This window comes from Agromyces sp. NSFZ (genome assembly GCF_056156205.1).
In genome coordinates, this window is sequence record NZ_CM149585.1 from 1,100,470 (window position 1) to 1,123,043 (window position 22,574).

The 22,574-nt window shown below is 70.9% G+C and carries 21 protein-coding genes, 1 tRNA gene and 1 other RNA gene; 16 read left to right on the plus strand and 7 right to left on the minus strand.

Annotated features, from left to right (window positions below):
* From pucL to ACVFI9_RS05305, 7 genes are all read left to right on the plus strand, one after another.
* Positions 1-912 (plus strand): factor-independent urate hydroxylase, encoded by a 912-nt coding sequence (gene pucL, locus ACVFI9_RS05275; protein ID WP_474764999.1) that lies wholly within the window; start codon positions 1-3, stop codon positions 910-912.
* A gap of 96 nt (positions 913-1,008) precedes the next feature.
* Entirely contained in the window at positions 1,009-2,283 is a 1,275-nt protein-coding gene (locus tag ACVFI9_RS05280; protein ID WP_474765000.1) for a saccharopine dehydrogenase family protein, read from the plus strand.
* Positions 2,280-3,098, plus strand: a complete 819-nt coding sequence (locus ACVFI9_RS05285; RefSeq protein WP_474765001.1) for a hypothetical protein — start codon at positions 2,280-2,282, stop codon at positions 3,096-3,098. Before ACVFI9_RS05280 ends, ACVFI9_RS05285 begins: the two co-directional genes overlap by 4 nt.
* A gap of 48 nt (positions 3,099-3,146) precedes the next feature.
* Positions 3,147-4,772, plus strand: a complete 1,626-nt coding sequence (locus tag ACVFI9_RS05290) for a LuxR C-terminal-related transcriptional regulator (RefSeq protein ID WP_474765002.1) — start codon at positions 3,147-3,149, stop codon at positions 4,770-4,772.
* 138 nt (positions 4,773-4,910) lie between these two features.
* Positions 4,911-6,062, plus strand: a complete 1,152-nt coding sequence (locus tag ACVFI9_RS05295) for a class I SAM-dependent methyltransferase (protein ID WP_474765003.1) — start codon at positions 4,911-4,913, stop codon at positions 6,060-6,062.
* A gap of 128 nt (positions 6,063-6,190) precedes the next feature.
* Positions 6,191-7,492, plus strand: coding sequence for an o-succinylbenzoate synthase (gene menC / locus ACVFI9_RS05300; RefSeq protein WP_474765004.1), 1,302 nt, complete (start codon positions 6,191-6,193; stop codon positions 7,490-7,492).
* A gap of 22 nt (positions 7,493-7,514) precedes the next feature.
* Positions 7,515-7,991, plus strand: coding sequence for a nitroreductase family deazaflavin-dependent oxidoreductase (locus ACVFI9_RS05305; protein WP_474765005.1), 477 nt, complete (start codon positions 7,515-7,517; stop codon positions 7,989-7,991).
* Positions 7,992-8,022: 31 nt separating this feature from the next.
* On the opposite strand, the gene ACVFI9_RS05310 is transcribed toward ACVFI9_RS05305, so the two are convergent.
* Entirely contained in the window at positions 8,023-8,874 is an 852-nt protein-coding gene (locus ACVFI9_RS05310; protein ID WP_474765006.1) for an aminoglycoside phosphotransferase family protein, read from the minus strand.
* Positions 8,871-10,127, minus strand: coding sequence for a non-homologous end-joining DNA ligase (gene ligD / locus ACVFI9_RS05315; protein ID WP_474766375.1), 1,257 nt, complete (start codon positions 10,125-10,127; stop codon positions 8,871-8,873). Before ligD ends, ACVFI9_RS05310 begins: the two co-directional genes overlap by 4 nt.
* Before the next feature lie 170 nt (positions 10,128-10,297).
* On the opposite strand from ligD, the gene ACVFI9_RS05320 reads away from it, so the two are divergent.
* The gene (locus tag ACVFI9_RS05320; RefSeq protein ID WP_474765007.1) at positions 10,298-10,777 is read left to right on the plus strand and encodes an SRPBCC domain-containing protein; all 480 of its coding nucleotides are present in this window, start codon (positions 10,298-10,300) and stop codon (positions 10,775-10,777) included.
* Between the two features lies 1 nt (position 10,778).
* Here the strand turns inward: ACVFI9_RS05320 and ACVFI9_RS05325 are convergent, their stop codons facing one another.
* Both ACVFI9_RS05325 and ACVFI9_RS05330 read right to left on the minus strand, forming a co-directional pair.
* Positions 10,779-11,987, minus strand: coding sequence for a type II toxin-antitoxin system HipA family toxin (locus tag ACVFI9_RS05325; protein WP_474765008.1), 1,209 nt, complete (start codon positions 11,985-11,987; stop codon positions 10,779-10,781).
* Entirely contained in the window at positions 11,984-12,184 is a 201-nt protein-coding gene (locus tag ACVFI9_RS05330) for a helix-turn-helix domain-containing protein (RefSeq protein WP_474765009.1), read from the minus strand. The genes ACVFI9_RS05325 and ACVFI9_RS05330 overlap by 4 nt, the downstream gene beginning before the upstream one ends.
* A gap of 190 nt (positions 12,185-12,374) precedes the next feature.
* Between ACVFI9_RS05330 and ACVFI9_RS05335 the strand changes: the two genes are divergently transcribed.
* Entirely contained in the window at positions 12,375-14,258 is a 1,884-nt protein-coding gene (locus ACVFI9_RS05335; protein WP_474765010.1) for a helicase HerA-like domain-containing protein, read from the plus strand.
* Complete coding sequence (locus ACVFI9_RS05340) at positions 14,255-14,881, plus strand: GNAT family N-acetyltransferase (RefSeq protein WP_474765011.1); 627 nt, start codon at positions 14,255-14,257, stop codon at positions 14,879-14,881. The genes ACVFI9_RS05335 and ACVFI9_RS05340 overlap by 4 nt, the downstream gene beginning before the upstream one ends.
* 34 nt (positions 14,882-14,915) lie before the next feature.
* Here the strand turns inward: ACVFI9_RS05340 and ACVFI9_RS05345 are convergent, their stop codons facing one another.
* Positions 14,916-15,383 (minus strand): hypothetical protein, encoded by a 468-nt coding sequence (locus tag ACVFI9_RS05345; protein WP_474765012.1) that lies wholly within the window; start codon positions 15,381-15,383, stop codon positions 14,916-14,918.
* Between the two features lie 335 nt (positions 15,384-15,718).
* Here ACVFI9_RS05345 and ACVFI9_RS05350 point away from each other — a divergent pair, with 335 nt between their 5' ends.
* Positions 15,719-16,723, plus strand: a complete 1,005-nt coding sequence (locus ACVFI9_RS05350) for a patatin-like phospholipase family protein (RefSeq protein ID WP_474765013.1) — start codon at positions 15,719-15,721, stop codon at positions 16,721-16,723.
* 61 nt (positions 16,724-16,784) lie between these two features.
* Here the strand turns inward: ACVFI9_RS05350 and ACVFI9_RS05355 are convergent.
* Positions 16,785-16,869 (minus strand) — tRNA-Ser (locus ACVFI9_RS05355).
* Between the two features lie 126 nt (positions 16,870-16,995).
* Between ACVFI9_RS05355 and ffs the strand changes: the two genes are divergently transcribed.
* Positions 16,996-17,092, plus strand: an RNA gene (gene ffs / locus ACVFI9_RS05360) — signal recognition particle sRNA small type.
* A gap of 111 nt (positions 17,093-17,203) precedes the next feature.
* Here the strand turns inward: ffs and ACVFI9_RS05365 are convergent.
* On the minus strand, positions 17,204-17,917 hold the full coding sequence (locus ACVFI9_RS05365) for a FadR/GntR family transcriptional regulator (RefSeq protein ID WP_474765014.1): 714 nt from the start codon (positions 17,915-17,917) through the stop codon (positions 17,204-17,206).
* Between the two features lie 212 nt (positions 17,918-18,129).
* Between ACVFI9_RS05365 and ACVFI9_RS05370 the strand changes: the two genes are divergently transcribed.
* Genes ACVFI9_RS05370 through ACVFI9_RS05385 form a run of 4 tightly spaced genes read left to right on the plus strand, consistent with a single transcriptional unit; the run spans position 18,130 to position 22,542 of the window.
* Positions 18,130-19,350, plus strand: coding sequence for an aminotransferase class V-fold PLP-dependent enzyme (locus ACVFI9_RS05370; protein ID WP_474765015.1), 1,221 nt, complete (start codon positions 18,130-18,132; stop codon positions 19,348-19,350).
* 51 nt (positions 19,351-19,401) lie between these two features.
* Positions 19,402-20,697: an ABC transporter substrate-binding protein gene (locus ACVFI9_RS05375; protein ID WP_474765016.1), complete on the plus strand. Its 1,296-nt coding sequence runs from the start codon at positions 19,402-19,404 to the stop codon at positions 20,695-20,697.
* 22 nt (positions 20,698-20,719) lie between these two features.
* On the plus strand, positions 20,720-21,703 hold the full coding sequence (locus ACVFI9_RS05380) for a carbohydrate ABC transporter permease (protein ID WP_474765017.1): 984 nt from the start codon (positions 20,720-20,722) through the stop codon (positions 21,701-21,703).
* Positions 21,704-21,705: 2 nt separating this feature from the next.
* Positions 21,706-22,542 carry a carbohydrate ABC transporter permease gene (locus ACVFI9_RS05385; RefSeq protein ID WP_474765018.1) on the plus strand — a complete coding sequence of 279 codons (837 nt, stop codon included), beginning with the start codon at positions 21,706-21,708 and terminating at the stop codon, positions 22,540-22,542.
* Positions 22,543-22,574 lie beyond the last annotated feature (32 nt).

Below are 22,574 nucleotides of genomic sequence, written 5' to 3' on the forward strand. Positions count from 1 at the left end.
ATGACCGAGCCCGCGACATCCGACCGCATCGTCCTCGGCGCGAACCAGTACGGCAAGGCCGAGGTGCGGGTCGTCAAGGTGACGCGCGACACCGCACGGCACGAGATCGAGGACCTCAACGTCACCTCGCAGCTGCGCGGCGACTTCGCGGCGGCGCACCTCGCGGGCGACAACGCGCACGTCGTGCCGACCGACACCCAGAAGAACACGATCTTCGCGTTCGCGCGCGACGGGGTCGGGTCGCCCGAGGCGTTCCTGCTGCGGCTCGCCGACCACTTCACCGGGTCGTTCGAGTGGGTGAGCGGCGGGCGCTGGGAGGCCGAGCAGTTCGCGTGGCAGCGCATCGGGGTGGGCGGCGGCGAGCACGACCATGCGTTCGTGCGCAGCGGCCAGGAGGTCCGCACCGCGGTCGTCGTCGCCGACGGCGCCGACCGTCACGTGATCGCCGGACTCGAGGACCTCACCGTGCTGAAGACCACGCAGTCGGGGTTCGAGGGCTACCCGAAGGACCGTTACACGACGCTGCCCGAGACATCCGACCGCATCCTGGCCACGGATGTCGCCGCAAGATGGCGTTACGGCACCCCCGACGTCGACTACAACGCGGCGTACGCGAGCGTGCGGTCGCTGCTCCTCGAGGCGTTCGCGGCGAAATACTCGGCGGGGCTGCAGGCGACGCTCTTCGACATGGGACGCGCGGTGCTCGAGGCGCATCCCGAGATCGCCGAGATGCGCTTCTCGATGCCGAACAAGCACCACTTCGTCGTGGACCTCGCGCCGTTCGGCCTCGACAACCCGGGCGAGGTGTTCTTCGCGGCCGACCGCCCGTACGGCCTCATCGAGGCGACCGTCGCGCGCGAGGGCGCCGCGAGCCCCGCCGTCGCGTGGGAGGGCATCGCCGGCTTCTGTTAGCGCTGCGACGACCATTCGCCGGCCCACGACGATTCGCAGGCGTCCTCCGCCGGGCGAACGGTCGTCTCGCCGCGTCAGCCGCGATAGCGTCGTGGGATGCGGATCCTCCTCGTCGGCGCCGGTGGCGTCGGAGACGCCATCGCGAAGATCGCGGCGCGTCGTGACTTCTTCGAACGGCTCGTGGTCAGCGACTACGACGAGTCCCGTGCGCGACGCACGGTGGACTGGATCCGGGCCAGGCACGGCGACGCCGTCGCGGGCCGGTTCGCCACGGCGCAGATCGACGCGTCGGATCCCGAGGTCGTGGCATCCGTCGCCCGCGCACACGGGGCGACCCACGTGATGAACGCCGTCGAGCCGAAGTTCGTGCCGGCGATCTTCGCGGGGGCGCTGGCCGCCGACGCCGACTACGTCGACATGGCCATGAGCCTGTCGGAGCCGCATCCGACCGACCCCTACGCGCAGACGGGCGTGAAGCTCGGCGACGACCAGTTCGCGCAGACCACCGACTGGGATGCCGCGGGCCGGCTCGCGCTCGTCGGCATGGGCGTCGAGCCCGGCCTCAGCGACGTGTTCGCCCGTTACGCCGCCGACCACCTCTTCAGCGAGATCGACGAGCTCGGCGTTCGCGACGGCGCGAACCTCGTGGTGCGCGACGAGGCGGGCAACGAGATCTTCGCCCCGTCGTTCTCGATCTGGACGACGATCGAGGAGTGCCTGAACCCGCCGGTCGTCTGGGAGAAGGAGCGCGGCTGGTACACGACCCCGCCGTTCTCGGAGCCCGAGGTGTTCGACTTCCCCGAAGGGATCGGACCGGTCGAGTGCGTGAACGTCGAGCACGAGGAGGTGCTCCTCATGCCGCGCTGGGTCGACGCGAAGCGCGCGACCTTCAAGTACGGCCTCGGCGACGAGTTCATCAACGTCCTGCGCACCCTGCACCTGCTGGGCCTCGACTCGACGACCCCGATCCGGGTGCGCAGCGAGGACGGCCCGGTGCACGTCGCGCCTCGTGACGTCGTGGCGGCGGCGTTGCCCGACCCCGCGACCATCGGCCCCCGCATGACGGGCAAGACGTGCGCCGGCCTGTGGGTCACCGGCACCGGCACCGACGGCGCGCCGCGCGAGGTGTACCTCTACCACGTGAGCGACAACGAGTGGACGATGGCCGAGTACGAGGCGCAATGCGTCGTGTGGCAGACCGCGCTGAACCCCGTCGTCGCACTCGAACTGCTCGCTCGGGGCGAATGGCAGGGTCGCGGCGTGCTGGGCCCCGAGGCGTTCGATGCCGCGCCGTTCCTCGAGCTGATGGCACGCCCCGTCGCCGACGGCGGCTACGGGCAGCCCTGGGGCATGGAGGACCGGCTCGCGTGAGCATCGAGGCTGACGCGGTCGCGATGGCGGATGCCGCAGACGCACGCGCCGGCATCGTCACGCGTCCGGCGCGCCCCGACGAGCTCGACGGCGTGCTCGCGCGCTTCGAGGCGACCTGGGGCGCCGGGCGCGGCCCCGACCGCTCGATGCTGCAGGCGCTCGACCACGCCGGCAACACGTTGCTCGTGGCCGTTCCGGTCGCTGAGCCTGTCGAAGCGCGGCTCCCTTCGACGGGCTCAGGGGGCGGACCGCCGCTCGGCGCCACCCTCGGCTTCCTCGGCTGGACGGGCGGCGTGCACCTGCACTCGCACATGAACGCGGTCGATCCTGCGGCGCGCGGCCGCGGCGTGGGCGTGGCCCTGAAGCTCCGGCAGCGCGCCATCTGCCTCGCGCACGGGATCACCGAGATGCGCTGGACCTACGACCCGCTCATCCGCCGCAATGCGCGCATGAACCTCGTGCGCCTCGGCGCCGAGGTCACGGCGTTCCTGCCCGACTTCTACGGCGAGCTGCGCGACGCCATCACGGGCGCCGACCGCAGCGACCGGTTCGAGGTCCGGTGGCGGCTCGACTCGCCGCGCACGGCCCGCGCGCTCGGCCGGGGTGCGGTGCCGGAGTGGCGCGCCGAGGGCGGCCTGCCGCTCGTCGCCGACTTCGAGCGCGTGCGTGCCGAGGATCCGCTCGTGGCCGCGCGGCTTCGGGATGCCTCACGCGAGGCCTTCGCAGCGCTCGCGGCCGACGACCGCCTGCGCGTGGAGCTCCACGAGTGCGGCGACTACGTCTTCACCCGCGATGATCCCGACCGGGAGGCATGACCGCCCCGTCCACCCGCGCCGGCCTGCGCCGCGGCGTACCATACAGGCATGCCTGAGGTGGCAGGGCTCGAGGAGGCTCGGCTCGCCTATGCGCAGCGGGAGTGGCAGGCCGCCGCAACCGGCTTCGAACGCGCTCGCGCGGCCGGTGCGCTCGCCCCCGACGACCTCGCGCTCTGGGGCAGGAGCGCGTGGTGGCTCGGCCGGCCCGCCGAGAGCATCGGGCTCGCCGAGGAGGCCTTCGCCCGGTTCCGCGATGCCGGGCGCACGACGGAGGCCACGGAGACGGCGCTGCGGATCTCCCTGCTCCGCCTGACCGCCGGCGACGTCACCGTGGGCATGGCGTGGCTGCGTCGTGCCGAGGCGCTGCTGCGCGACCGGCCCGACGAGGTCCTGCACGCCTACCTGGGCTACCTCGATGCCTCGGCGGGGCTGGCGGACGGCCGTGAACCGTGGTCGCCGGAATGGGTCGAACGGCTCCGCGACCTGGCACAGCGCCTGCCCGACCGGGCGGTCGCGACGCTCAGCCTCGTGGTTTCGGGCATGGCCGACCTGCGTGCGGGTGAGGTCGCCCGCGGGTTCGCACAGCTCGACGAGGCGATGCTCGACGTGCTCGCCGGCGAGATCGAACCCGAGTGGGGCGGCGACATCTTCTGCACGACCATCCGAGGGTGCTACGAGCTCGCCGACCATCGGCGCATGGCCGACTGGACGCAGGCGACCGAGCAGTGGTGCCGCCAGTACGGCAGCGACGCCATCTACACGGGCGTCTGCCGGGTGCACCGACTCGAGCTGCGGTCGGAGGTGGGCGACTGGGACACCGTCGAGGATGCGCTCACCGAGGTGTGCGGCTCGCTGGCGGCCGGCAACCCGTGGGTCGCCGGCGAGGGCTGGTACCAGCTCGGCGAGCTCCGGCGGCTGCGCGGTGATGCGGCGGGAGCCCGCGACGCCTACGCGCTCGCCCGCGAGGCCGGAATCGATCCGCTGCCCGGCGAGGCCCTGCTGGAACTCCAGGACGGCGACCCCGAGCGCGCCCGGAACCTCGTGCGGACCGCGCTCGCGGGACGTGATCGCCTCGCCCGCGCCCGCCTGTTCCGGGCCGCGGTCGAGATCGCCCTGGCGACCGGCCGACCAGGCGAGGCGGGCCGGTACCGTGACGAGCTCCGTGCGACCGCGCACGACTATCGCAGCGAGGGCTTCGCGGCGTGGGCCGACCACTCCGACGGGATGCTCGCCCTCGCCGCCGGCGACGCGCCGGCCTCGATCGCGTCGTTGGGCGACGCGCTTCAGTACTTCCGTTCGCATCGGCTGAGGTGCGAGCAGGCTCGGATGCTGGCCTGGCTGTCGGCCGCGCACGAGTCGGCCGGCGACCGGTCGCAGGCCGAGCATCTTCGTGCCGAGGCATCCGCCATGTTCGAGCGACTGGGCGCTCGCGCGCAGCTCGAGGTCGTGCAGCACCGCCCTGCGGAGTCCGCCGGTCCGCTGACGAGCCGTGAGTGCGAGATCCTCGAGCACGTGGCCCGCGGCGCCAGCAACCGCGACATCGCCGACCAACTGTTCATCAGCGAGAAGACCGTCGGCCGCCACCTCGCGAACATCTACCTGAAGCTCGGCGTGGGCTCGCGCACGGCCGCGGCCGCCTGGTGGCGCGACGGGCGGCGCGTCGCGGGCGCCTGACGGCACGCGAGCGAACGCCGGTCGGCGGGATGCATCGATCGATGCATCCCGCTCGCCTCGGTTTGCATGGTTCTGCCGACGCGGTCGACGGATGCCGCTGCGTACCGTCGTGGCATCAATCGAACGGAAGGAACCCCCATGTCCGACCTCGCCGTCCTCACGTCAGCGGAATCGACCGCCGCCGTGAGCGCCGACACCACCGCCAAGAGCGCCGACACCACCCACCAGGGCGCCGACGCGTTCGCCGAACGTCTGGTCGCCTCGGCCCTCGGCTGGATCGAGACCATGTCCATCCATCTCGGCACGCAGCTCGGCTGGTACGACGCCCTCGTCTCCGCGGGACCGCTCACCGCCTCGGACCTGGCACGCCAGACGTCGACGGCGCCGCGCTACGCGCGCGAGTGGCTCGAGCAACAGGCCGCCGTCGGCATCGTCGAGGTCGTCGGCGGCGGCATCGCCGACGACTCCCGCCTCTTCGCGCTGCCCGCCGGCGCCGCCGAGGTGCTCGCCGACCGGTCGAGTCTCGCCTACACCGCTCCGCTGGCCCGCATGCTCGCCGCGGCGGGCGCGCAGATGCCGGCGCTCCTCGAGGCGTACCGCACGGGTGGCGGAGTGAGCTGGGAGCAGCTCGGCGTGCACGCCCGCGAGTCGCAGGCCGACATGAACCGTCCATGGCTCGACGCCGCACCGGAGGTGTTCGCACGGATTCCGCGCCTGCACGAGCGGCTGAGCCGGCCAGGGGCCCGCATCGCCGACATCGGCATGGGGGAGGGCTGGTCGTCGATCGCGCTCGCGAAGGCGTATCCGCAGCTGCAGGTCGACGGATTCGACATCGACGAGCCGTCGGTGCGGGCCGCCCGAACCCACGCCGAACGTGCTGGCGTCGGCGATCGAGTCCGCTTCCACGTCGAGGACGCCGCGAACCTCGCCGCGCACGGACGCTTCGACGCCGCGTTCGCCTTCGAGTGCCTGCACGACCTGCCGCACCCGCAGGCCGTCCTCACCGCGATGCACGATGCCACGGGCGACGAGGGGATCGTCGTCATCATGGACGAGGCCGTCGCCGACGAGTTCACGCCGAACGCCGACGACCTCGACCGCCTCATGTACGGGTTCAGCCTGTTCATCTGCCTGCCCGACGGCCTCTCGCACCGGCCGAGCGCCGCGACCGGCACGGTGATGCGGCCGGCGACGTTGCGAAGCTACGCCCGCGAGGCCGGCTTCGCCGACGTCGCGGTGATCGAGGACGGCTTCGGCTTCTGGCGGTTCTACGAGCTCGTGCGCTCCTGACGGGGTCTGACGGCCCCCGTGTTCCCGTTCCCGCGCGGCGTTCCCGATGCACGGGGAACGCTGCGCGGGAACGGGAACATTCGGCGTGCGCCAGACTGGAGTCGTCGACGACCCGTCCGGGAGGCAAGATGACCGCGACTCCGAACCCGACTCCGGCGCCCAGGCTCGAGCGCCTCGAGCTGCATCGCCTCGAGGTGCCGCTGGTGCGGCCCTTCGAGACGTCGTTCGGACGCGAGACCGTGCGCGAGGTCCTCCTCGTGCGCGCGGTGACCGACGCGGGTGAGGGTTGGGGCGAGTGCGTCGCGGGCCGCGACCCGTTCTACTCCTCCGAGTACGTGGGCGGCGCGGCATCCGTCATCGAGCGGTACCTCGCGCCGGCCCTGCTGCGCGAGCCGGCGCGGCCGGTCGAGGACGACGGCCACGTGGCGGGCGTGCTCATCGACGACCCGGCGCACGAGACCGACATCTGGGTCGACGACCGCGAGCAGCAGGTTCCGGATGCCGCGGGGCCGGCGTCTGGCCGGGCGGCGGCGTCGATCGGCAGCGTGCCGCTCGCGGCATCCGTCGCCCCCACCCTGCGCTTCGTCGCGGGTCACCGCATGGCGAAGGGCGCGCTCGAGGCCGCGGTGCTCGACGCCGAGCTGCGGGCGCAGGGCCGGTCGATGGCCGGATGTTTCGGGGCCGTGCGCGACTGGGTCGACTGCGGCGTGTCGGTGGGCATCGCCCCGACGCTCGAGGAACTCCTCGACGAGGTCACCGGCTACCTCGAGCAGGGCTACCGTCGCATCAAGCTGAAGATCAAGCCCGGATGGGACCTCGTGCCGGTCGGCGCCGTGCGCGAGCTCATGGGACGCGACGGCCTGCTGCAGGTCGACGCGAACACGGCGTACACGGCCGACGACATCCCGCTGCTCGCGAGCCTCGATGCGTTCGGACTGCTCCTCATCGAGCAGCCGTTCGCCGAGGAGGACCTCGCCACGCACGTTCGCCTCGCCGAGGCGTGCGAGACGCCCGTGTGCCTCGACGAGTCGATCCTCGACACGGCCACCGCGATCGACGCGATCGAGCGGGGCGCCACCAGCATCGTGAACATCAAGCCAGGCCGCATGGCCGGGTACCTCGAGGCGCTCCGCGTGCACGACGCGTGCCGCGAACGCGACGTGCCCGTCTGGTGCGGCGGCATGCTCGAGACCGGGGTGGGGCGCGCCGCCAACGTCGCGCTCGCCGCGTTGCCGGGCTTCACGCTTCCCGGCGACACGTCGGCCTCGTCGCGGTACTTCGCCGAGGATCTCACCGCACCCTTCGAGCTCGGCGACGGCGAGCATCGCGGGCAGCTCAGGGTTCCGGATGCCCCGGGCTCGGGCGTCACCGTGCGCGAGGAGCTCGTGCGCGAGTGGGCGATCGCGGATCCGGTGGTCCTCACGCGCTGACGGAGGTGCCAGAATCGGCGGCGTGGGATTCTTCGAACGAGCCCGCGCCCGGTACGCGGGCGGCCGGCCCAACGCGGAGGCGCTCGAGATCCAGCGCCGCTTCATGCGCATCGTCGAGCGCGGGCTCGCGCCGTTCTCGGTCGTGCTCGAGACGCGCGGTCGCACGAGCGGGCAGCCGCGGCGCGTGCCCCTCGTCATGGTGCGGCGACGCGGCATCCGCTACCTCGTCTCGATGCTGGGCCGCGACGTGGGCTGGGTCCGCAACGTGCGCGCCGCGAGCGGACGTGCCGTGATCATCCGCCGCCGCCGCGAGGAGGTGGTGCTCACCGGGGTGCCGGTCGCCGAGCGCCCGCCCATCCTCCGCCGGTACCTCCTCGTCGCCCTCGGCGCACGTCCGCACATGAAGGTGCGGTGGAACTCGCCGCGGCTCGAGCTCGAACGGTTCGCGGGCGACTACCCGGTGTTCCGGGTCGACCGGGTCGACCGGGTCGAGCCCTGAGGTTGCGCACGGCGCCGCGGGCTGGCCGCCGTCACTCGACGAGGCCCAGCGCGAGCTGCCCGATCGCGGCGGCCGACTCGGCATGCGCGGGATCGTCGTCGAGCGCGAACCACGTCGACGAGAGTGCGCACCACGAGACGAGCCACCGCGCCAGGCGGTCGCGCTCGAGCGCGGCGGCATCCACGACGATCGCGAACTGCCGCTCGAGCCGGCCCGGCGCGAGTGCGCGCTCGTGCGACGGGTTGCAGAGCAGGTTGCAGTAGTCGAAGGCGCGCTCACCCTGGAGTGCCTTCGGGTCGATGGCGAGCCAGCCGCGCTCGGCGAAGTCGAGCACGTTGCCGTGGTGCAGGTCGCCGTGCAGCACGACCTCGTCGCGGGCGTCGTCGAGCAGCGCCGCCGCGAGTTCGGCGCCGCGGCGGTGCAGCGACCGGAGCTCGTCGGCGTGGGCGAACAGGTGCCGGTACCAGGTGCGGAGCTCGATGAGTCGCGGCGGCGCATCGCCACCGAGCACGCTCCCGGATGCCGCGTGGATGTCGCCGGCCACCGCGCAGATGATCCTCGTCGCCTCGTCGTCGTCGCCGGTCCTGACCAGCCGAACGAGGTCGCCGTGGCCCGTGGCCCGTTCGATGAGGGCCGCCTCGCCCTCTCGTCGCAGCAGCCGTGCCGCCCCGTGACCATCGAGCGCCGCGAGCAGGTCGGCGCCGCGTTCCTCCTCCTCGGTGTGCGCGATCTTCAACATCGCGGGCGTGCCCTCCTCGGTGAGCACGGGCATCAGCGTGCTCGAGGCGGTCGTCTGCGGATCGCCGACCGGGCGCAGGCGCCACCGGCGCAGCCAGGCGGCGTCGGCCGCGCGTCCGGGGTCGACGGGTCCGAGGTCGCTCACGACTGGGTGCGCTCCCCGCCGTCGCCGACGCTGACGCCGTCGACCCCATCGCGGGCGCCGCGGTACGCCGCCCACGGGTCGTAGTCGACCTCGAGCGGCTCCTGCGGTGGCCGCTGGGATTCGGGGACGTGCTGCAGGTTCACCCGGATGCGGTACCACAGCGAACTCGAGCCGCGCATGCCGTCGACGAGCACGTCGGCCGGCTGCAGGAGCGGCACGACGTCGGGATGCCTCGCCTTCCAGCGCTCGAGTCCCTCGAGGGCTTCGGGCTTGGTCTTCGCGCGGGCGATCTCGAGGAGCGGCATGGTCGACTGTCGTCGCCCGCTGCCATCCGACGACTTCGGCGGCTTCTCGGCCGGCCCGAGCTCCTCGGCGAGCCGGAGCAGCCCCTCGAGGCTGCCGACCGCGTCGTCGATGCCGGCCGCGACGTCGCCGCGCTCGGCGAAGCGTCGCAGCATCGTGGGCACCGTGAACCGCTCTGGGCGGCTGTCGTGCACCTCGTTCCATTCGAGCGGGGCCGAGACCCGGGCATCGGGAAGCGGGCGCACCGAGTACGCCGACGCGACCGTGCGGTCCTTCGCGTTCTGGTTGAAGTCGACGAACACGCTCTCGCCGCGCTCCTCCTTCCACCACCTGGCCGTCGCCAGGCCGGGGGCGCGCCGTTCGACCTCACGGGCCAGGGTCTCGGCCGCGAGCCGTACCTCGCGATACGTCCAGCGGGGCTCGATGCGCGCGTAGATGTGCATGCCCCGGGATCCCGACGTCTTCGGCCAGCCCACGAGGCCGTGGTCGGCGAGCACCTCGTGCACGACCATGGCCACGTCGACGATCTGCCCCCAGTCGACGCCCGGCATGGGGTCGAGGTCGACCCGCAGCTCGTCGGGGTGGTCGAGGTCCTCGGCGCGCACGGGATGCGGATTGAGGTCGAGGCATCCGAGGTTCACCACCCACGCGAGCCCCGCGGCATCCCGGACCACCGCCTCCTCGGCCGAGGTGCCCGACGCGTAGTGCAGCGTCGCGGTGTCGAGCCAGTCGGGATGGTTCTCGGGCACCCGCTTCTGGAAGAACGCCTCGGCCTCGATGCCCTTCACGAACCGCTTCAGCACCATGGGCCGGCCGGCGACGCCGCGCACCGCCCCGTCGGCGACGGCGAGGTAGTACCGCACGAGGTCGAGCTTCGTGATGCCGGGCTCGGGGAACACGACCTTGTCGGGGCTCGAGATGCGCACCTCGCGCCCGTCGATCTCCAGCATCGTGGCCTTGCTCGTCGTGGGGCTCACGTGTTTCACCCTAGGGCGGCGACCGCGGATTGGGGACCCCTCGCACCCGCGCGGCGCGCGACGGCATGCCCTCAGTATCGTGGGCACCACGGATGTCGCGTTTCCGCAAGCCGCCGCGCACGCGGCATCCGCAGGTTCGAGGCATGCAGGAGGAGACGAACATGCAGGACTTCGAGATGACGATCTACATCAAGGCCGACCCCCGGGTCGTCTGGGAGGCCATCACCGGCGACGAGGGCAATCGCGCCGTCATGTGGGGCACGGTGCTGCGCGGCGAGCTTTCGCCCGGTGGGCGGTTCGAGTACGTGGGTCCGGGGGCGGGCGGCGACGAGACCGTGCACGTCTACGGCGACGTGCTCCAGGCCGACCCGGGTGACATCCTGCAGCTCGTCGAGCATCCGGGACCCATCTACCGCGAGAACCACGCCGAACTGTCGAGCCGCATGACCTGGCGGCTCGAGCAGGCCGCGATCGGGCTCACCAAGCTCACGTTCACGAACGACGACTGGAGTCCGGGGCATCCGTCGCAGGCCGACAGCGTCGAGAGCTGGCCGATGGTGCTCTCGAGCCTGAAGTCGTGGATCGAGACCGGGGAGGCGATCCCGCCGATCGACCCGTCGTAGGTCAGGTCAGCTCGCCGCGGCGCAGTCGCAGTTCGCGCAGCGCGCCGTTGAGCGGGGAGCCCGCGAACCCGACCCCGGCGAGATCGACGTCGGCGGAGACGCGCAGCGCGAGCGCGTCCGCCGAGCGAGCGGCCCGCGCGGGCAACCCGATGGCCTCGGCGAACGCGTGCCAGTGCCGTGCGCGGAGGTTGCGGGTGCGACCGTCGATCGGAAGGGCCATCGACGTGTCGCCGTACACGAGGGTGCAGAGCACGTCGTAGATGGGCGCCACCGACCACGTTCCCGGCCGGGTCTCGAGCACCGAGAGGTTCTTCGCGTGCAGGTCGCCGTTGCCGGTGAGCCACGCGAAGAGGAACTGCAGGTAGAGGTTGCGCGTCGCGACGAGCGGCGCAGCGGTGACGGATGCCAGTGACCGCACCACGTCCTCGGCGGCGATCGCGTACTTCGAGGACGGCGGCACCGCGAGCACCTGCGTGGCGTCCTCGAGTGCGAGTCGGTGCCAGGAACCGTCAGCTCGGGGCATCCGGTCGAAGCGCTCGACGAGCAGGCCGGTGACCTCGTTGCGATCGTGGACGAGCGTCGACCGCTCGACCGGGACCTTCATGGCCCTCGCCGCCCGAAGGTGCGCCGCCTCGTTCTGCACGAGGAGCGGATACTCGGGCGGCGACACCTTGAGGATGAACCGGCCCGCCCGGGTGGCGAGCGGCGTCGAGATCATCGAGGCGCTCGCCTTGCGCTGCACGCCCGGGATCGCGTGCCGGTCGATGCCCTCGACGAGCTCCGCGAAGTCCATGGCGTCGGGCGCGACGGCGCCGATGAGTGGGGCAGGGTCGATCGGCTCCTCGCCTTCGGCCACCACCTGCACGTCGCCGGGCACGTCCTGGCCGACGGCGAGGAGGAGGCTCAGCTCGTCGCTCGCGCTCGTCTTGACCGCGCGCTGGAGGACCGAGAGGCGGTGTCCCTCGGGCAGGAGTCCGGCGAAGAACGGCGGCAGCGCTCCACCCGAGGTGACGATCTCGCGGTCGTCGAGGGGGAGCGAGGTGGCGATGGGCCGGGCCTGGGTGCCGTCGCGCTCGCCGCTGAGGTACTCGGACCGGTAGCGGAACACCGTGGACCCGTCGGCCCGTCGTTCGATGCGACCGGCGATGATGCCGGCCTTGTACACGTCGGCGGTGGTCGTGAAGCGCAGACGCTCGAGGTCCTCGGTCATCCGTCGGCCACCAGTCGCAGGCCGACGACCTCGGCGACGCGGGCCACGATGCCCAGCGCGGTCGCACCCGTGCCCTTCTCGATGTCGCGTACGGTGCGGGTCGAGGTGCCGGCGAGCTCGGCGAGCTGTTCCTGGGTGAGGCCGGCCGCCCTGCGCGCCTCGCGGATGCGCGCGCCGATGTCCCTCGGTGCGTTCATTCGGCGCCTCCTTTCGGCGGGATCCTGCCGGAAATGTCGATCGTCCACCGTCGGCGCGCCGCCGCAGCTCGCTTTCGGCAGAATACTGCCGATTCATCGCTTCCGCAATGTGCCCGCGTCTGCCTCAGCGCACAATCGGCAGGATCCTGCCTGTGCTTCGACGCGATCGTACGTCGCTAGGATCGGCACCATGTCCGACGACGCGGTGAAGCAAGCGCAGGAGGCGGCCGCCGCAGCGGCCGCGGCAGCCGAGGAGCTGCAACGACAGGCGCAGGAGGCGATCCGCAAGGCGGAGGAGGCCGCGGTGCTCGCGCGGGCGGCACTCGACGCGCAGGAACGCTCCCAGCGCGACGACCCTTCGCCCGTCGACGACGCTTCGCGGGCGTCCTCGGCCCGCGAAGAGGTCGTGGCCGAGGCGGCATCCGGCCCGCTCGACGACGCCGAGGTCGCCACGATCCGCGGCGGGTACACGTTCGACGCGCCCGCCCTCGAGATGGGTGCGCTCGTGAACGGCGAGGCGTTGCCGGATGTCCCGGTGCGCATCCCGCTTTCGATGACGAACCGGCACGGGCTCGTCGCCGGCGCCACCGGCACGGGCAAGACGCGCACGCTGCAGGTGCTCGCCGAGCAGCTGGCCGGGCACGGCGTCGCCGTGTTCGCCGCCGACATCAAGGGCGACCTCTCGGGCATCGCGACCCCGGGCGAGGCGAGCGAGAAGCTGCTGCAGCGTACCGAGGGCATCGGGCAGGCCTGGAGTGCGGCATCCTTCCCGGTCGAGTTCTTCTCGCTGGGCGGCATCGGTCGCGGCGTGCCGATCCGGGCGACGATCTCGGGCTTCGGGCCGCTCCTGCTCAGCAAGGTGCTCGGCCTCAACGACACGCAGGAGTCGAGCCTCGCGCTCGTCTTCCACTGGGCCGAGGACGCCGGCATGGCACTCCTCGATCTCGAAGACCTCCGTGCCGTGCTGCAGTACCTCGTGAGCGACGAGGGCAAGGCCGAGCTCGAGGGACTCGGCGGGCTCTCCAAGGCGACGGTGGGCGTCATCCTCCGCGAGCTCGTCGCGTTCGCCGAGGCCGGCGCCGACGTGTTCTTCGGCGAACCCGAGATCGACACCGCGGAGTTCCTGCGCGTGGCATCCGACGGTCGTGGCATCGTGAGCCTGCTCGAGGTGCCGGGCGTCGCCGACCGGCCTGCGCTCTACTCGACGTTCCTCATGTGGCTGCTCGCCGACCTCTTCAACGACCTGCCCGAGGTCGGCGACCTCGACCAGCCCAAGCTCGTCTTCTTCTTCGACGAGGCGCACCTGCTCTTCAAGGACGCCTCGAAGGACTTCCTCGCGCAGGTCGTGCAGACCGTGCGGCTCATCCGCTCGAAGGGCGTCGGCGTGTTCTTCGTGACCCAGACGCCGAAGGACGTGCCGGGTGACGTGCTCGCGCAACTCGGCTCGCGCGTGCAGCATCAGTTGCGCGCGTTCACGCCCGACGACGCGAAGGCGCTGCGGGCCACGGTGTCGACGTATCCGCATTCGGGCTACGACCTCGAGGAGACGCTCACCATCCTCGGCACCGGCGAGGCGATCGTCACCGTGATGAACGAGAAGGGCGCGCCGAGCCCCGTCGCCTGGACCCGGCTGCGAGCGCCGCAGGCGTCGATGTCGCCGAGCCCGGATGCCGCGATCGACGCGGCCGTCGCGGCATCCGCGTTGCAGGAGAAGTACGGCACGCCGATCGACCGCGAGTCCGCCCACGAGCTGCTGACGGCGAAGATGAACGCCGCCGCGGCGGCGGCGCAGGCCGCGGAGGAGGCCGAGGCGAGGGCGGAGGCCGAGGCCGAGTTCGCGAAGCAGCAGGCCGCCATCGAGAAGCAGCGCGCGAAGGAGGCCAAGGCGGCGCAGGCCGAGTACGACCGGCTCATGAAGCAGACGTCGGGTTCGTCGCGCTCATCGTCGCGGTCGCGCAGCACGTCGAGCCGTCGCGAGAAGTCGCCGCTCGAGGAGGTGCTCGGCTCGCGCACGACGCAGCGGGTGCTGACCGGGGTCCTCGAGGGCATCTTCGGTACGCGGCGTCGCCGATGAGCGAACCGTTCATCCGCCCGTACCGCCCGGCCGATCGCGACGACGTGTTCGAGATCTGCCTGCGGACCGCGGCCGGCGGCGGGGACGCGACCGGCGTCTACTCCGACGACGCGTTGATGCCGGAGGTGTTCGCGTTACCGTACGTCGAGTACGCGCCCGACCTCGCGTTCGTCGTCGACGAGGGCACCGGGCAACGCGCGCTCGGCTATGTGCTCGGCGTCGCCGACACGCGCGCCTTCGTGGAGTGGTGGAGACGCGAATGGGCCCCGGGCTTCCGCTCGCGGCATCCGCAGCCCGGACCGCCCACCGGGCGCCATCCGGGCTTCACCGAGGCGCAGCTGCTCGATGCGGGGTACGACCCCGAGCGCATGCTCATCGCCGAGGTCGACGCGTACCCCGCGCACCTGCACATCGACCTGCTGCCCGAGTTGCAGGGTGAGGGCTTCGGCCGCCGGCTCATCGACACGCTGCGCTCCGCGCTCGCCGAGCGCGGAGTCGCGGCGGTGCACCTCGGCATGGACGCGGCGAACACAGGTGCTCGGGCGTTCTACGACCGCCTGGGCTTCCACGAACTGCCCTCGAGCCGGCCGGATGCCCCGCTGCTGGGCATCGCGACGCGCTGAACGGCGGCTCGCGGCGCGCATCGCACCTCAGCGCTCAGCGGGCGAGGGAGCGCCGCTCGAACCAGTAGAGGAGCTTCGGGTCCGTGCGCCGCAACTCGGAGAGCGTCACGGGCTCGGGCCGCACCGTCTCCTCCACTCCGAGGATGCCGGCCACGCGGTCCATCGTCTCGGTGTCCCAGAACCGGCCGCGCATCCGGAACGCGCCCCGGCCCTCGCGATTGACCACGAACAGCTCCTGGCTCGTCTCGAGGCTGTTGCCGCGGTACAGCTGGATGCGCAGCACGCCCACGATGTCTCGTGCCGGCACGGTGTAGGTGCCGCCGAAGAATCCGCGCTCGACGATGCCGTACCCGCTGAGCTCTGCCTGCGTGCGCTGGTAGGAGATCCAGGCGGCGATGATGAGCGCCGCCGTGACGACCGCGGTCGCGGCGACGACGGGCCAGCCGCCTCGCGGATCGAGCAGCCACAGCTCCGCGGCCAGGAGCGGAAGCACGAGTGCCACGACCGGCAGTCCGACGCTCCAGCCAAGGGTGCGACGCGGCCTCAGAGTCGTGACTCTGAGGCCGTCGCCCCCTGCTGTCGTCGGTACGGGGGAGGAGCCCCCTGCGTCCCCGCTCCTCGTGTCCATCCGTGCCGTTGACATCTCTCACATCATCCGCGCCCGGTGGCCGCGGGCACCATTCGGCATTAATGAGGACACGGACCGGATGCCTCGCCGCGAGCGGCCGCAACGCGGTCGGATGCCGCGGGCCGCGAGCGATCGAGGGGTAGCGTGTCAAGCATCCGGGGGAGCCGCATCGAGCGGGTCGACCCCGCCACCTGAGAGGAGTCGACCCGATGGCTGAGGCCGGACGAGTGGCGCTCGCGCTCGGTTCCGGGGGAGCACGTGGGTACGCCCACATCGGCGTCATCGAGGTCCTCGAGGAGCGCGGCTACGAGATCGTCTCGGTGGCGGGAAGCTCGATGGGCGCCGCGGTCGGGGGCCTGTACGCCGCAGGCGTGCTCGGCGAATACACCGAATGGGTGCGCACGCTCACCCAGCGCGACGTGCTGCGCCTGCTCGATCCGAAGTTGAAGGCGCCCGGCGCGATCCGCGCCGACAAGGTGATGATGCACGTGAGCGAACTGCTCGGCGGCGCCCGCATCGAGGACCTGCCGATCGCGTACACGGCCGTGGCGACCGATCTCATCGCGCACCGCGAGGTGTGGTTCCAGCGCGGACCCGTGGATGTCGCCATCCGGGCCTCCATCGCGCTGCCGAGCTTCATCACTCCCGTGATGCTGAACGGCAGGCTGCTCGCCGACGGCGGCCTGCTCAACCCCGTGCCCGTCGCTCCCACGGCCGCGGCGAGGGCCGAGCTCACGGTCGCCGTCGTGCTGTCGGGCGAGACGCCCGGCACTGCGGCTCCGCAGCGGGTCTCCGCCGAGGAGCAGCCGATCGAGGACTGGTTCGACCGATTCCGTCGCACCGCGGCCGGCGTGCTCGATCGCGACATCGTGCGCATGGTGACCCGACGCTTCTCCAGCGGCCGGACCGCAGAACCCGCCACCGCTGCCGACCAGGCTGTCGAGGAGGTGTTCGGCGAGCTTCCCGCGGGGCTGCGCATGCTCGACGTCATGCAGTTGAGCCTCGAGGCCATGCAGGCGATCGTGGGCAACTACCGGCTCGCCGGCTATCCGGCGGACGTGTATGTCACCGTGCCGAAGAACTCGGCGCGCGTGCTGGACTTCCATCGCGCCGACGAGCTCATCGCGCAAGGTCGGGAACTCGCGGTCGCGGCGCTCGATCGGTTCGAGAGCCGCGGGAACGGCGACGCGGCGCCCGCGGACGACCCGCACTGACGCGTGGTTCGGGCTCAGGGAAACCGCCGGTGGGCGGTTGTCTCGCGGGTCTCACATTCGGCGGAGGATGGGGGATTCGAACCCCCGAGGGCTTTCACCCAACACGCTTTCCAAGCGTGCGCCATAGGCCACTAGGCGAATCCTCCGTGGGCGCGGCATTCGGGAACGCGCGCGACCTCATGAAATCGTACCCGACTTCGGGGCCGCCGATGTTCGCGCGTCTCGAGGGTGGTGTGGGTGCACCGCGGCTCTGGCGAACGGGTAGACTTGACGATGGCTCCTCACGTGGCGCCATCCAGGCCAACTCCCCCAGGGCGGAAACGCAGCAAGGGTAACCGGGCTCTGGCGGGTGCGTGAGGGGTCTTCTCCGTTAACGGGTAACCGGGGCTGCGTTCATGCGCGCAGGGGTGCGTGAGGGTCTTCTCCGTTAACGGGTGACTGAGGCTGCGTTCATGCGCGCAGGGGTTCGTGCCAGGTGCGTCAGGCCGAGTGCAGCACGCGAGGATGCGGCGCGGGCCGGTGCTCGCGCAACCAGTTCTCGGTCTGCACCACGTGCGATGCCGCGGCGGTGGCGGCGGCGGCAGGATCCCGGGCGATGAGGGCGTCGAGGATCTCGCGATGGCTGCGGTCGCTCTGCGCCTTGATCTCGCGCCCTGACGGCAGGTCGAAGAGCTGGTACGAACGGGAACGCCAACGGAAGACCGTCAGCAGTTCGGCGAGCGCGTCGTTCTCGGCGAGGCGCGTGATCGCCTCGTGGAAGTCCGCGTCGAGATCGGATGCGGCTTCGCCCTCGACCGATTCGAGACGGGTGAGGATGTCGTCGAGCTCGCGCGCAGCCGCCTCGGTCATTCGCGAGGCCGCCTGCGACGTCGCGTGCGACTCGAGCACTCGTCGCACCTCGTAGAGGTCGAGCAGGCCGTCGAACGGCATCAGGTCGACCGTCAGGCTGAGCGCACCGATGATGTTGGCCGGCTCGAGTGCCGAGACGTACGTGCCCGAGCCGTGCCGCGACTCGATCACGCCGAGCGCGCCGAGCATGCGCACAGCCTCGCGGAGCGATCCGCGCGACACCTGGAGCCGCTCGCAGAGCTGGGCCTCCGGCGGGAAGCGCTGGCCGGGGGCGAGCTCGCCGGAGGCGATGATCTGCCTCAGACCGTGGAACGCGTCGTCGATGGCGCCCATGGTGCCCCTCATGGTCGGGAATCCGAGCTGTCGGATTCGATGGCGGAGTCGGTGTCGGATTCGGTGGCGTCAGCCTATGGCATCCACTAGTCATCCTACGACTTTCTCGTTATGCTCCCAATCGTCGACTCCGAAACAACGATGTAACCGAAGTCATCTAATGTCTTCCGCATTGTGACGGTGTTCGCCACCGCAGCCAGTCGAGACAGGAAGATGTGACCCGCGTGCAGACGACGACCCAGGCCCCCGCCGCCCTCACGCTCGGGGACGGCAGCCCCGCCGCCGCCGCGTGGACGCTGTCGCCGGAGGTCCTGCACACGAATCACGGTTCGTTCGGCGCCGTGCCGCGCGCCGCTCAGGACGCCCAGAGCGCCCTGCGAGCCGAGATGGACGCGGCTCCGGTCGACTGGTTCTCGACGCTCCCCGAGCGGGTCGGCATCGCCCGGCGCGAGCTCGCGCGGCGGATCGGCACGGATCCCACCCGCACCGCGCTCGTTCCGAACGCGAGCGCGGGGGCGAGCGTCGTCTACAACAGCCTCGCCGCGGAGCCGGGCGCCGAGATCGTCGTCACCGACCACGGCTACGGAGCCGTCACCATGGGTGCCGAACGCGCGGCCCGTCGCTGGGGCGGGCGCGTCGCCACGGCCCGCGTGCCGCTCGACGCGACGCCCGACGAGGCGCACGAGCGCATCATGGCGGCCTGCACGGATGCCACGCGGCTCATCGTCATCGACCACATCACCTCGGCGACGGCGCGCTTCCTGCCCGTGGCGGAGGTCGCGGCATCCGCTCGCCGACGCGGCATCGTGACCCTCGTCGACGGTGCCCACGTGCCGGGGCTCTACGCCGACCCGCTCGCCGGGATCGACTGCGACGTCTGGGTGGGCAACCTGCACAAGTTCGCGTGCGCACCGCGTGGCACCGCCGTGCTCGTCGCGCCCGCCGAGCTTCGGCACGAGCTGTACCCGATCATCGATTCGTGGGGTGCGCCCCTCGACTTCCCAGAGCGTTTCGACAGCCAGGGCACGCTCGACCTGACGAGCTACCTCGCGGCTCCCGTCGCCTACGACGTCATCGCCGACACCTGGGGCTGGCCGGCCGTGCGCACCTACATGACCGAGCTCGCCGACTACGCCGAGCAGCTCGTCGCCACGGCGTTCTCCGAGCGCACCGGCGAGGACCACCTCGTCGACGTCGGTGTCCGCGTGAACGCGCTGCGCCTCGTGCGCCTGCCGGCGGGCCTGGCCCGCACCCACGCGGAGGCCGATGCGCTGCGCGATCGCGTCGTGCGCGAGCACGCCGTCGAGGCGGCCTTCACGAGCTTCAACGGAGTCGGCTATTACCGGCTCTCCACGCACGCCTATAACACGGCGCGCGACTTCGAAGCATTCGTCGAGCGTATGGTTCCCACGCTCTGCGAGTGGGCGAGCGACGCGAGTCGCTGAGCCGGCACCACCCCTGCGGAACACTGCACCCCACCCAGAAAGAGGAAACGAATGGCCAAGAGAAAGGTCCTCGCCGGCCTCGGCATCGGGCTGGCGGCTTCGCTCGCCCTCAGCGGATGCTCCGGCGCCGCCGATGACGGAACCGTCACCCTGCAGATGGTCGAGAGCCTGACGAACCCCGCGCGCACCGAACTGCTGAACGAACTCATCGGCGAGTTCGAGGAGGCGAACCCCGACATCCAGGTCGAGCTCGTGTCGCCGCCCACCGACCAGGCCGACCAGAAGATCCAGCAGATGCTGCAGTCGGGCTCCGGCGTCGACGTGCTCGAGGTGCGCGACCTCACCGTCGGCCCGTTCTCGACGAACGGCTGGTTGCACGACATGACCGAGGAGTTCGACGGCTGGAAGGGCTGGGACGCCCTGACCCAGAACGCGACGGACGTCGCGACGGCCACGGGGAAGACCTACTTCATCCCTTACGGCTTCTACGGCATCAGCCTCTTCTACCGCACCGACCTCGTCGAGCAGGCCGGCTTCGACGGTCCGCCCGAGAGCTGGGAGGACCTCGTCGACCAGGCGAGCGCGATCCAGGACCCCGGCGCGAACACCTACGGCTATGCATTCCGAGGCGGCAAGAACGGGTACACGAACGCCGTGCTCGCCATCTCGGCCTATGTCGCCGACGACATCGACGTGTCGAACGCCTACAAGCTCACGAACGGCGACTCGATCTTCTCAGCGCCCGAGGCGCTCGACGCGCTGGAGCTCTACTTCTCGCTCTTCGAGAAGGCGTCCCCGCCGTCATCCGTCGCCTGGGGCTACCCCGAGATGGTCGAGGGCTTCTCCAACGGCTCGACCGGCTTCCTGCTGCAGGACCCCGAGGTCATCGCCGCGGTGCAGCAGTCGACCGCGATCACCGAGGACCAGTGGAACACCGCACCGATGCTCGTCGGACCGACCGGCAAGGCCATCCAGCCGCTCGCGACGGCGGGCTGGGGCATCGCCGAGGCGAGCGAGCACAAGGAGGAGGCGGCCAAGCTCATCCAGTTCCTCTCCGAGGGCGACGCGTCGATCCGCTTCACCGAGGGCAACAGCCTCGTGCCGATCCTCGACGGTGCCGACGAGGCCGAGTTCTACAAGACCGGTACCTGGGAGAGCTACCTCACCATGAACGCCGACCCCGAGGTCTACATCACGGCCGAGCAGCCCCGCGGAGCCGCGTGGTGGACCGAGTGGGGCGAGAAGGCCGACGCCGAGCTCCAGCAGGTGCTCATCGGCCAGCTCACGCCCGAGGAGCTTCTCGCCAGTTGGGATGCCTACTGGACCGAGAAGTGGGCTTCCGAGTAGGCCGTCGCCGAGGCTGTCACGGATGTCCCGTCAACTGACGACCGTCGAGGAGCGCCCGTCCACCCGGGCGGGCGCTCCCGCGGCGGCCGATTCCGAAGCTCCGCCCGCCCTCGGGCCGCGCCGCCGACCGTTCACGGCCCGGCGCGGGCTCGTCGTCCTCGCGTTCATGCTGCCGGCCGCGATCTTCGTCGGCGTCTTCACGTACTACCCGATGCTCGCCGGCAGCCAGATGGCGTTCCGCAACTGGAAGCTCAGCAACCTCACCGACACCGGGTGGGTGGGCCTGCAGAACTTCGCCACCATCGTCGCCGACCAGAACTTCGGCACCATCCTCGCGAACTCGGTGCTCTGGGTCGTCGCCTCGATCGTGCCGCAGTTCGTGATCGGCTTCGCGCTCGCGCTCTGGCTGCGACGCAGGTTCCGGTTCCGCGGCGTCTACCAGGCGCTCATCTTCTTCCCCTGGGCGATCTCGGGCTTCCTCATCGGCATCCTGTTCCGCTGGATGTTCAACGGGGAGTTCGGCGTCATCAACGACCTGCTGCGCAAGTCCGGACTCGTCGACGCACCCATCCCGTGGCTCGCCGAGCCGGGAACGGCCATGTTCGCGGTGATCGTCGCGAACGTCTGGTACGGCGTCACGTTCTTCGCGATCATGATCCTCGCGGCGCTGCAGTCGGTGCCAGACGAGCTCTTCGAGGCGGCCGCGCTCGACGGCGCCGGCAAGGTGCGCACGCTCTTCCAGATCACGATCCCGTACATCTCGACCACGCTCGCGCTCACGATCCTGCTCAGGGTCATCTGGATCTTCAACTTCCCCGACATCATCTGGGCGATGACGGGCGGCGGCCCGGCGAACCAGACCCACATCATCACCACGTGGATGATCACGTTCACCCAGCGCGGCGACTACGGCGTGGCATCCGCCCTCGGCCTCATCGTCGTCGGGCTGCTGCTCGTGTTCTCCGCGTTCTACCTCATGGCCCTTCGCGGCCGGAAGGAGGCCTGAGCATGATCAACGTCGAAACGGTGCCGGCACGCGTCGTGCGCATCGCGTTCCTCGCGCTCTGGCTGGTAATCTCGCTGTTCCCGCTGTACTGGATCGTCGTCACGTCGTTCAAGGTCCCCGGCGACATCTACAGCTACCCGCTCGCGTACTGGCCCGAGGAGTTCTCGGTGACGAACTACGTGTCGCTGTTCGAGAAGTCGCAGTTCGGCCGGTACGTGATGAACAGCCTCGTCATCGCCACCGCGGCGGCCACGGTCGCGACCCTGATCTCGCTACTCTCGGCGTACGTGCTCGCCCGCTTCGAGTTCCGCAGCAAGACCGCGATCCTCATGGCGTTCCTCGTGACGCAGATGATCCCAGCGTTCATCGCCCTCGGCCCGCTCTACCTGCTCATGGTGGAGCTGAAGCTCGTCGACACCCACTTCGGGCTGATCCTCGTCTACATCGCGGTGTGCATCCCGTTCTGCACGATCATGCTGCGAGGCTTCTTCGCGAACATCCCCGACGCCCTCGAGGAGGCGGCGATGATCGACGGATGCTCCAGGCTCGGCGCCCTCTTCCGGGTCATCGTGCCCGTCATGAAGCCGGGCATCGTGGCGGCGTTCATCTTCAACTTCGTGAACTGCTGGAACGAACTGTTCCTGTCGGTCACGCTCATGAACAAGGACGCGAACAAGACCATCCCCACGGCGCTGAACGGCTTCATCTCGAGCTTCAACATCGATTGGGGCTCGATGTCGGCGGCCGCCGTGCTCACCATCCTGCCGACCATGGTGCTGTTCGCCCTCGCGAGCCGCTATATCGTGCAGGGCCTCACGGCGGGCGCGGTCAAGGGCTGACGGGCGCCCGGTGCCAGCCGGGCTCCCACATC

Bases quoted from the DNA above. Each gene is read 5' to 3' on its own strand.
- pucL (WP_474764999.1), top strand. From the start codon at position 1: ATGACCGAGCCCGCGACATCCGACCGCATCGTCCTCGGCGCGAACCAG.
- ACVFI9_RS05280 (WP_474765000.1), top strand. From the start codon at position 1,009: ATGCGGATCCTCCTCGTCGGCGCCGGTGGCGTCGGAGACGCCATCGCG.
- ACVFI9_RS05290 (WP_474765002.1), top strand. From the start codon at position 3,147: ATGCCTGAGGTGGCAGGGCTCGAGGAGGCTCGGCTCGCCTATGCGCAG.
- ACVFI9_RS05295 (WP_474765003.1), top strand. From the start codon at position 4,911: ATGTCCGACCTCGCCGTCCTCACGTCAGCGGAATCGACCGCCGCCGTG.
- menC (WP_474765004.1), top strand. From the start codon at position 6,191: ATGACCGCGACTCCGAACCCGACTCCGGCGCCCAGGCTCGAGCGCCTC.
- ligD (WP_474766375.1), bottom strand. From the start codon at position 10,127: ATGCTGGAGATCGACGGGCGCGAGGTGCGCATCTCGAGCCCCGACAAG.
- ACVFI9_RS05320 (WP_474765007.1), top strand. From the start codon at position 10,298: ATGCAGGAGGAGACGAACATGCAGGACTTCGAGATGACGATCTACATC.
- ACVFI9_RS05325 (WP_474765008.1), bottom strand. From the start codon at position 11,987: ATGACCGAGGACCTCGAGCGTCTGCGCTTCACGACCACCGCCGACGTG.
- ACVFI9_RS05330 (WP_474765009.1), bottom strand. From the start codon at position 12,184: ATGAACGCACCGAGGGACATCGGCGCGCGCATCCGCGAGGCGCGCAGG.
- ACVFI9_RS05335 (WP_474765010.1), top strand. From the start codon at position 12,375: ATGTCCGACGACGCGGTGAAGCAAGCGCAGGAGGCGGCCGCCGCAGCG.
- ACVFI9_RS05340 (WP_474765011.1), top strand. From the start codon at position 14,255: ATGAGCGAACCGTTCATCCGCCCGTACCGCCCGGCCGATCGCGACGAC.
- ACVFI9_RS05350 (WP_474765013.1), top strand. From the start codon at position 15,719: ATGGCTGAGGCCGGACGAGTGGCGCTCGCGCTCGGTTCCGGGGGAGCA.
- ACVFI9_RS05365 (WP_474765014.1), bottom strand. From the start codon at position 17,917: ATGAGGGGCACCATGGGCGCCATCGACGACGCGTTCCACGGTCTGAGG.
- ACVFI9_RS05375 (WP_474765016.1), top strand. From the start codon at position 19,402: ATGGCCAAGAGAAAGGTCCTCGCCGGCCTCGGCATCGGGCTGGCGGCT.
- ACVFI9_RS05380 (WP_474765017.1), top strand. From the start codon at position 20,720: ATGTCCCGTCAACTGACGACCGTCGAGGAGCGCCCGTCCACCCGGGCG.
- ACVFI9_RS05385 (WP_474765018.1), top strand. From the start codon at position 21,706: ATGATCAACGTCGAAACGGTGCCGGCACGCGTCGTGCGCATCGCGTTC.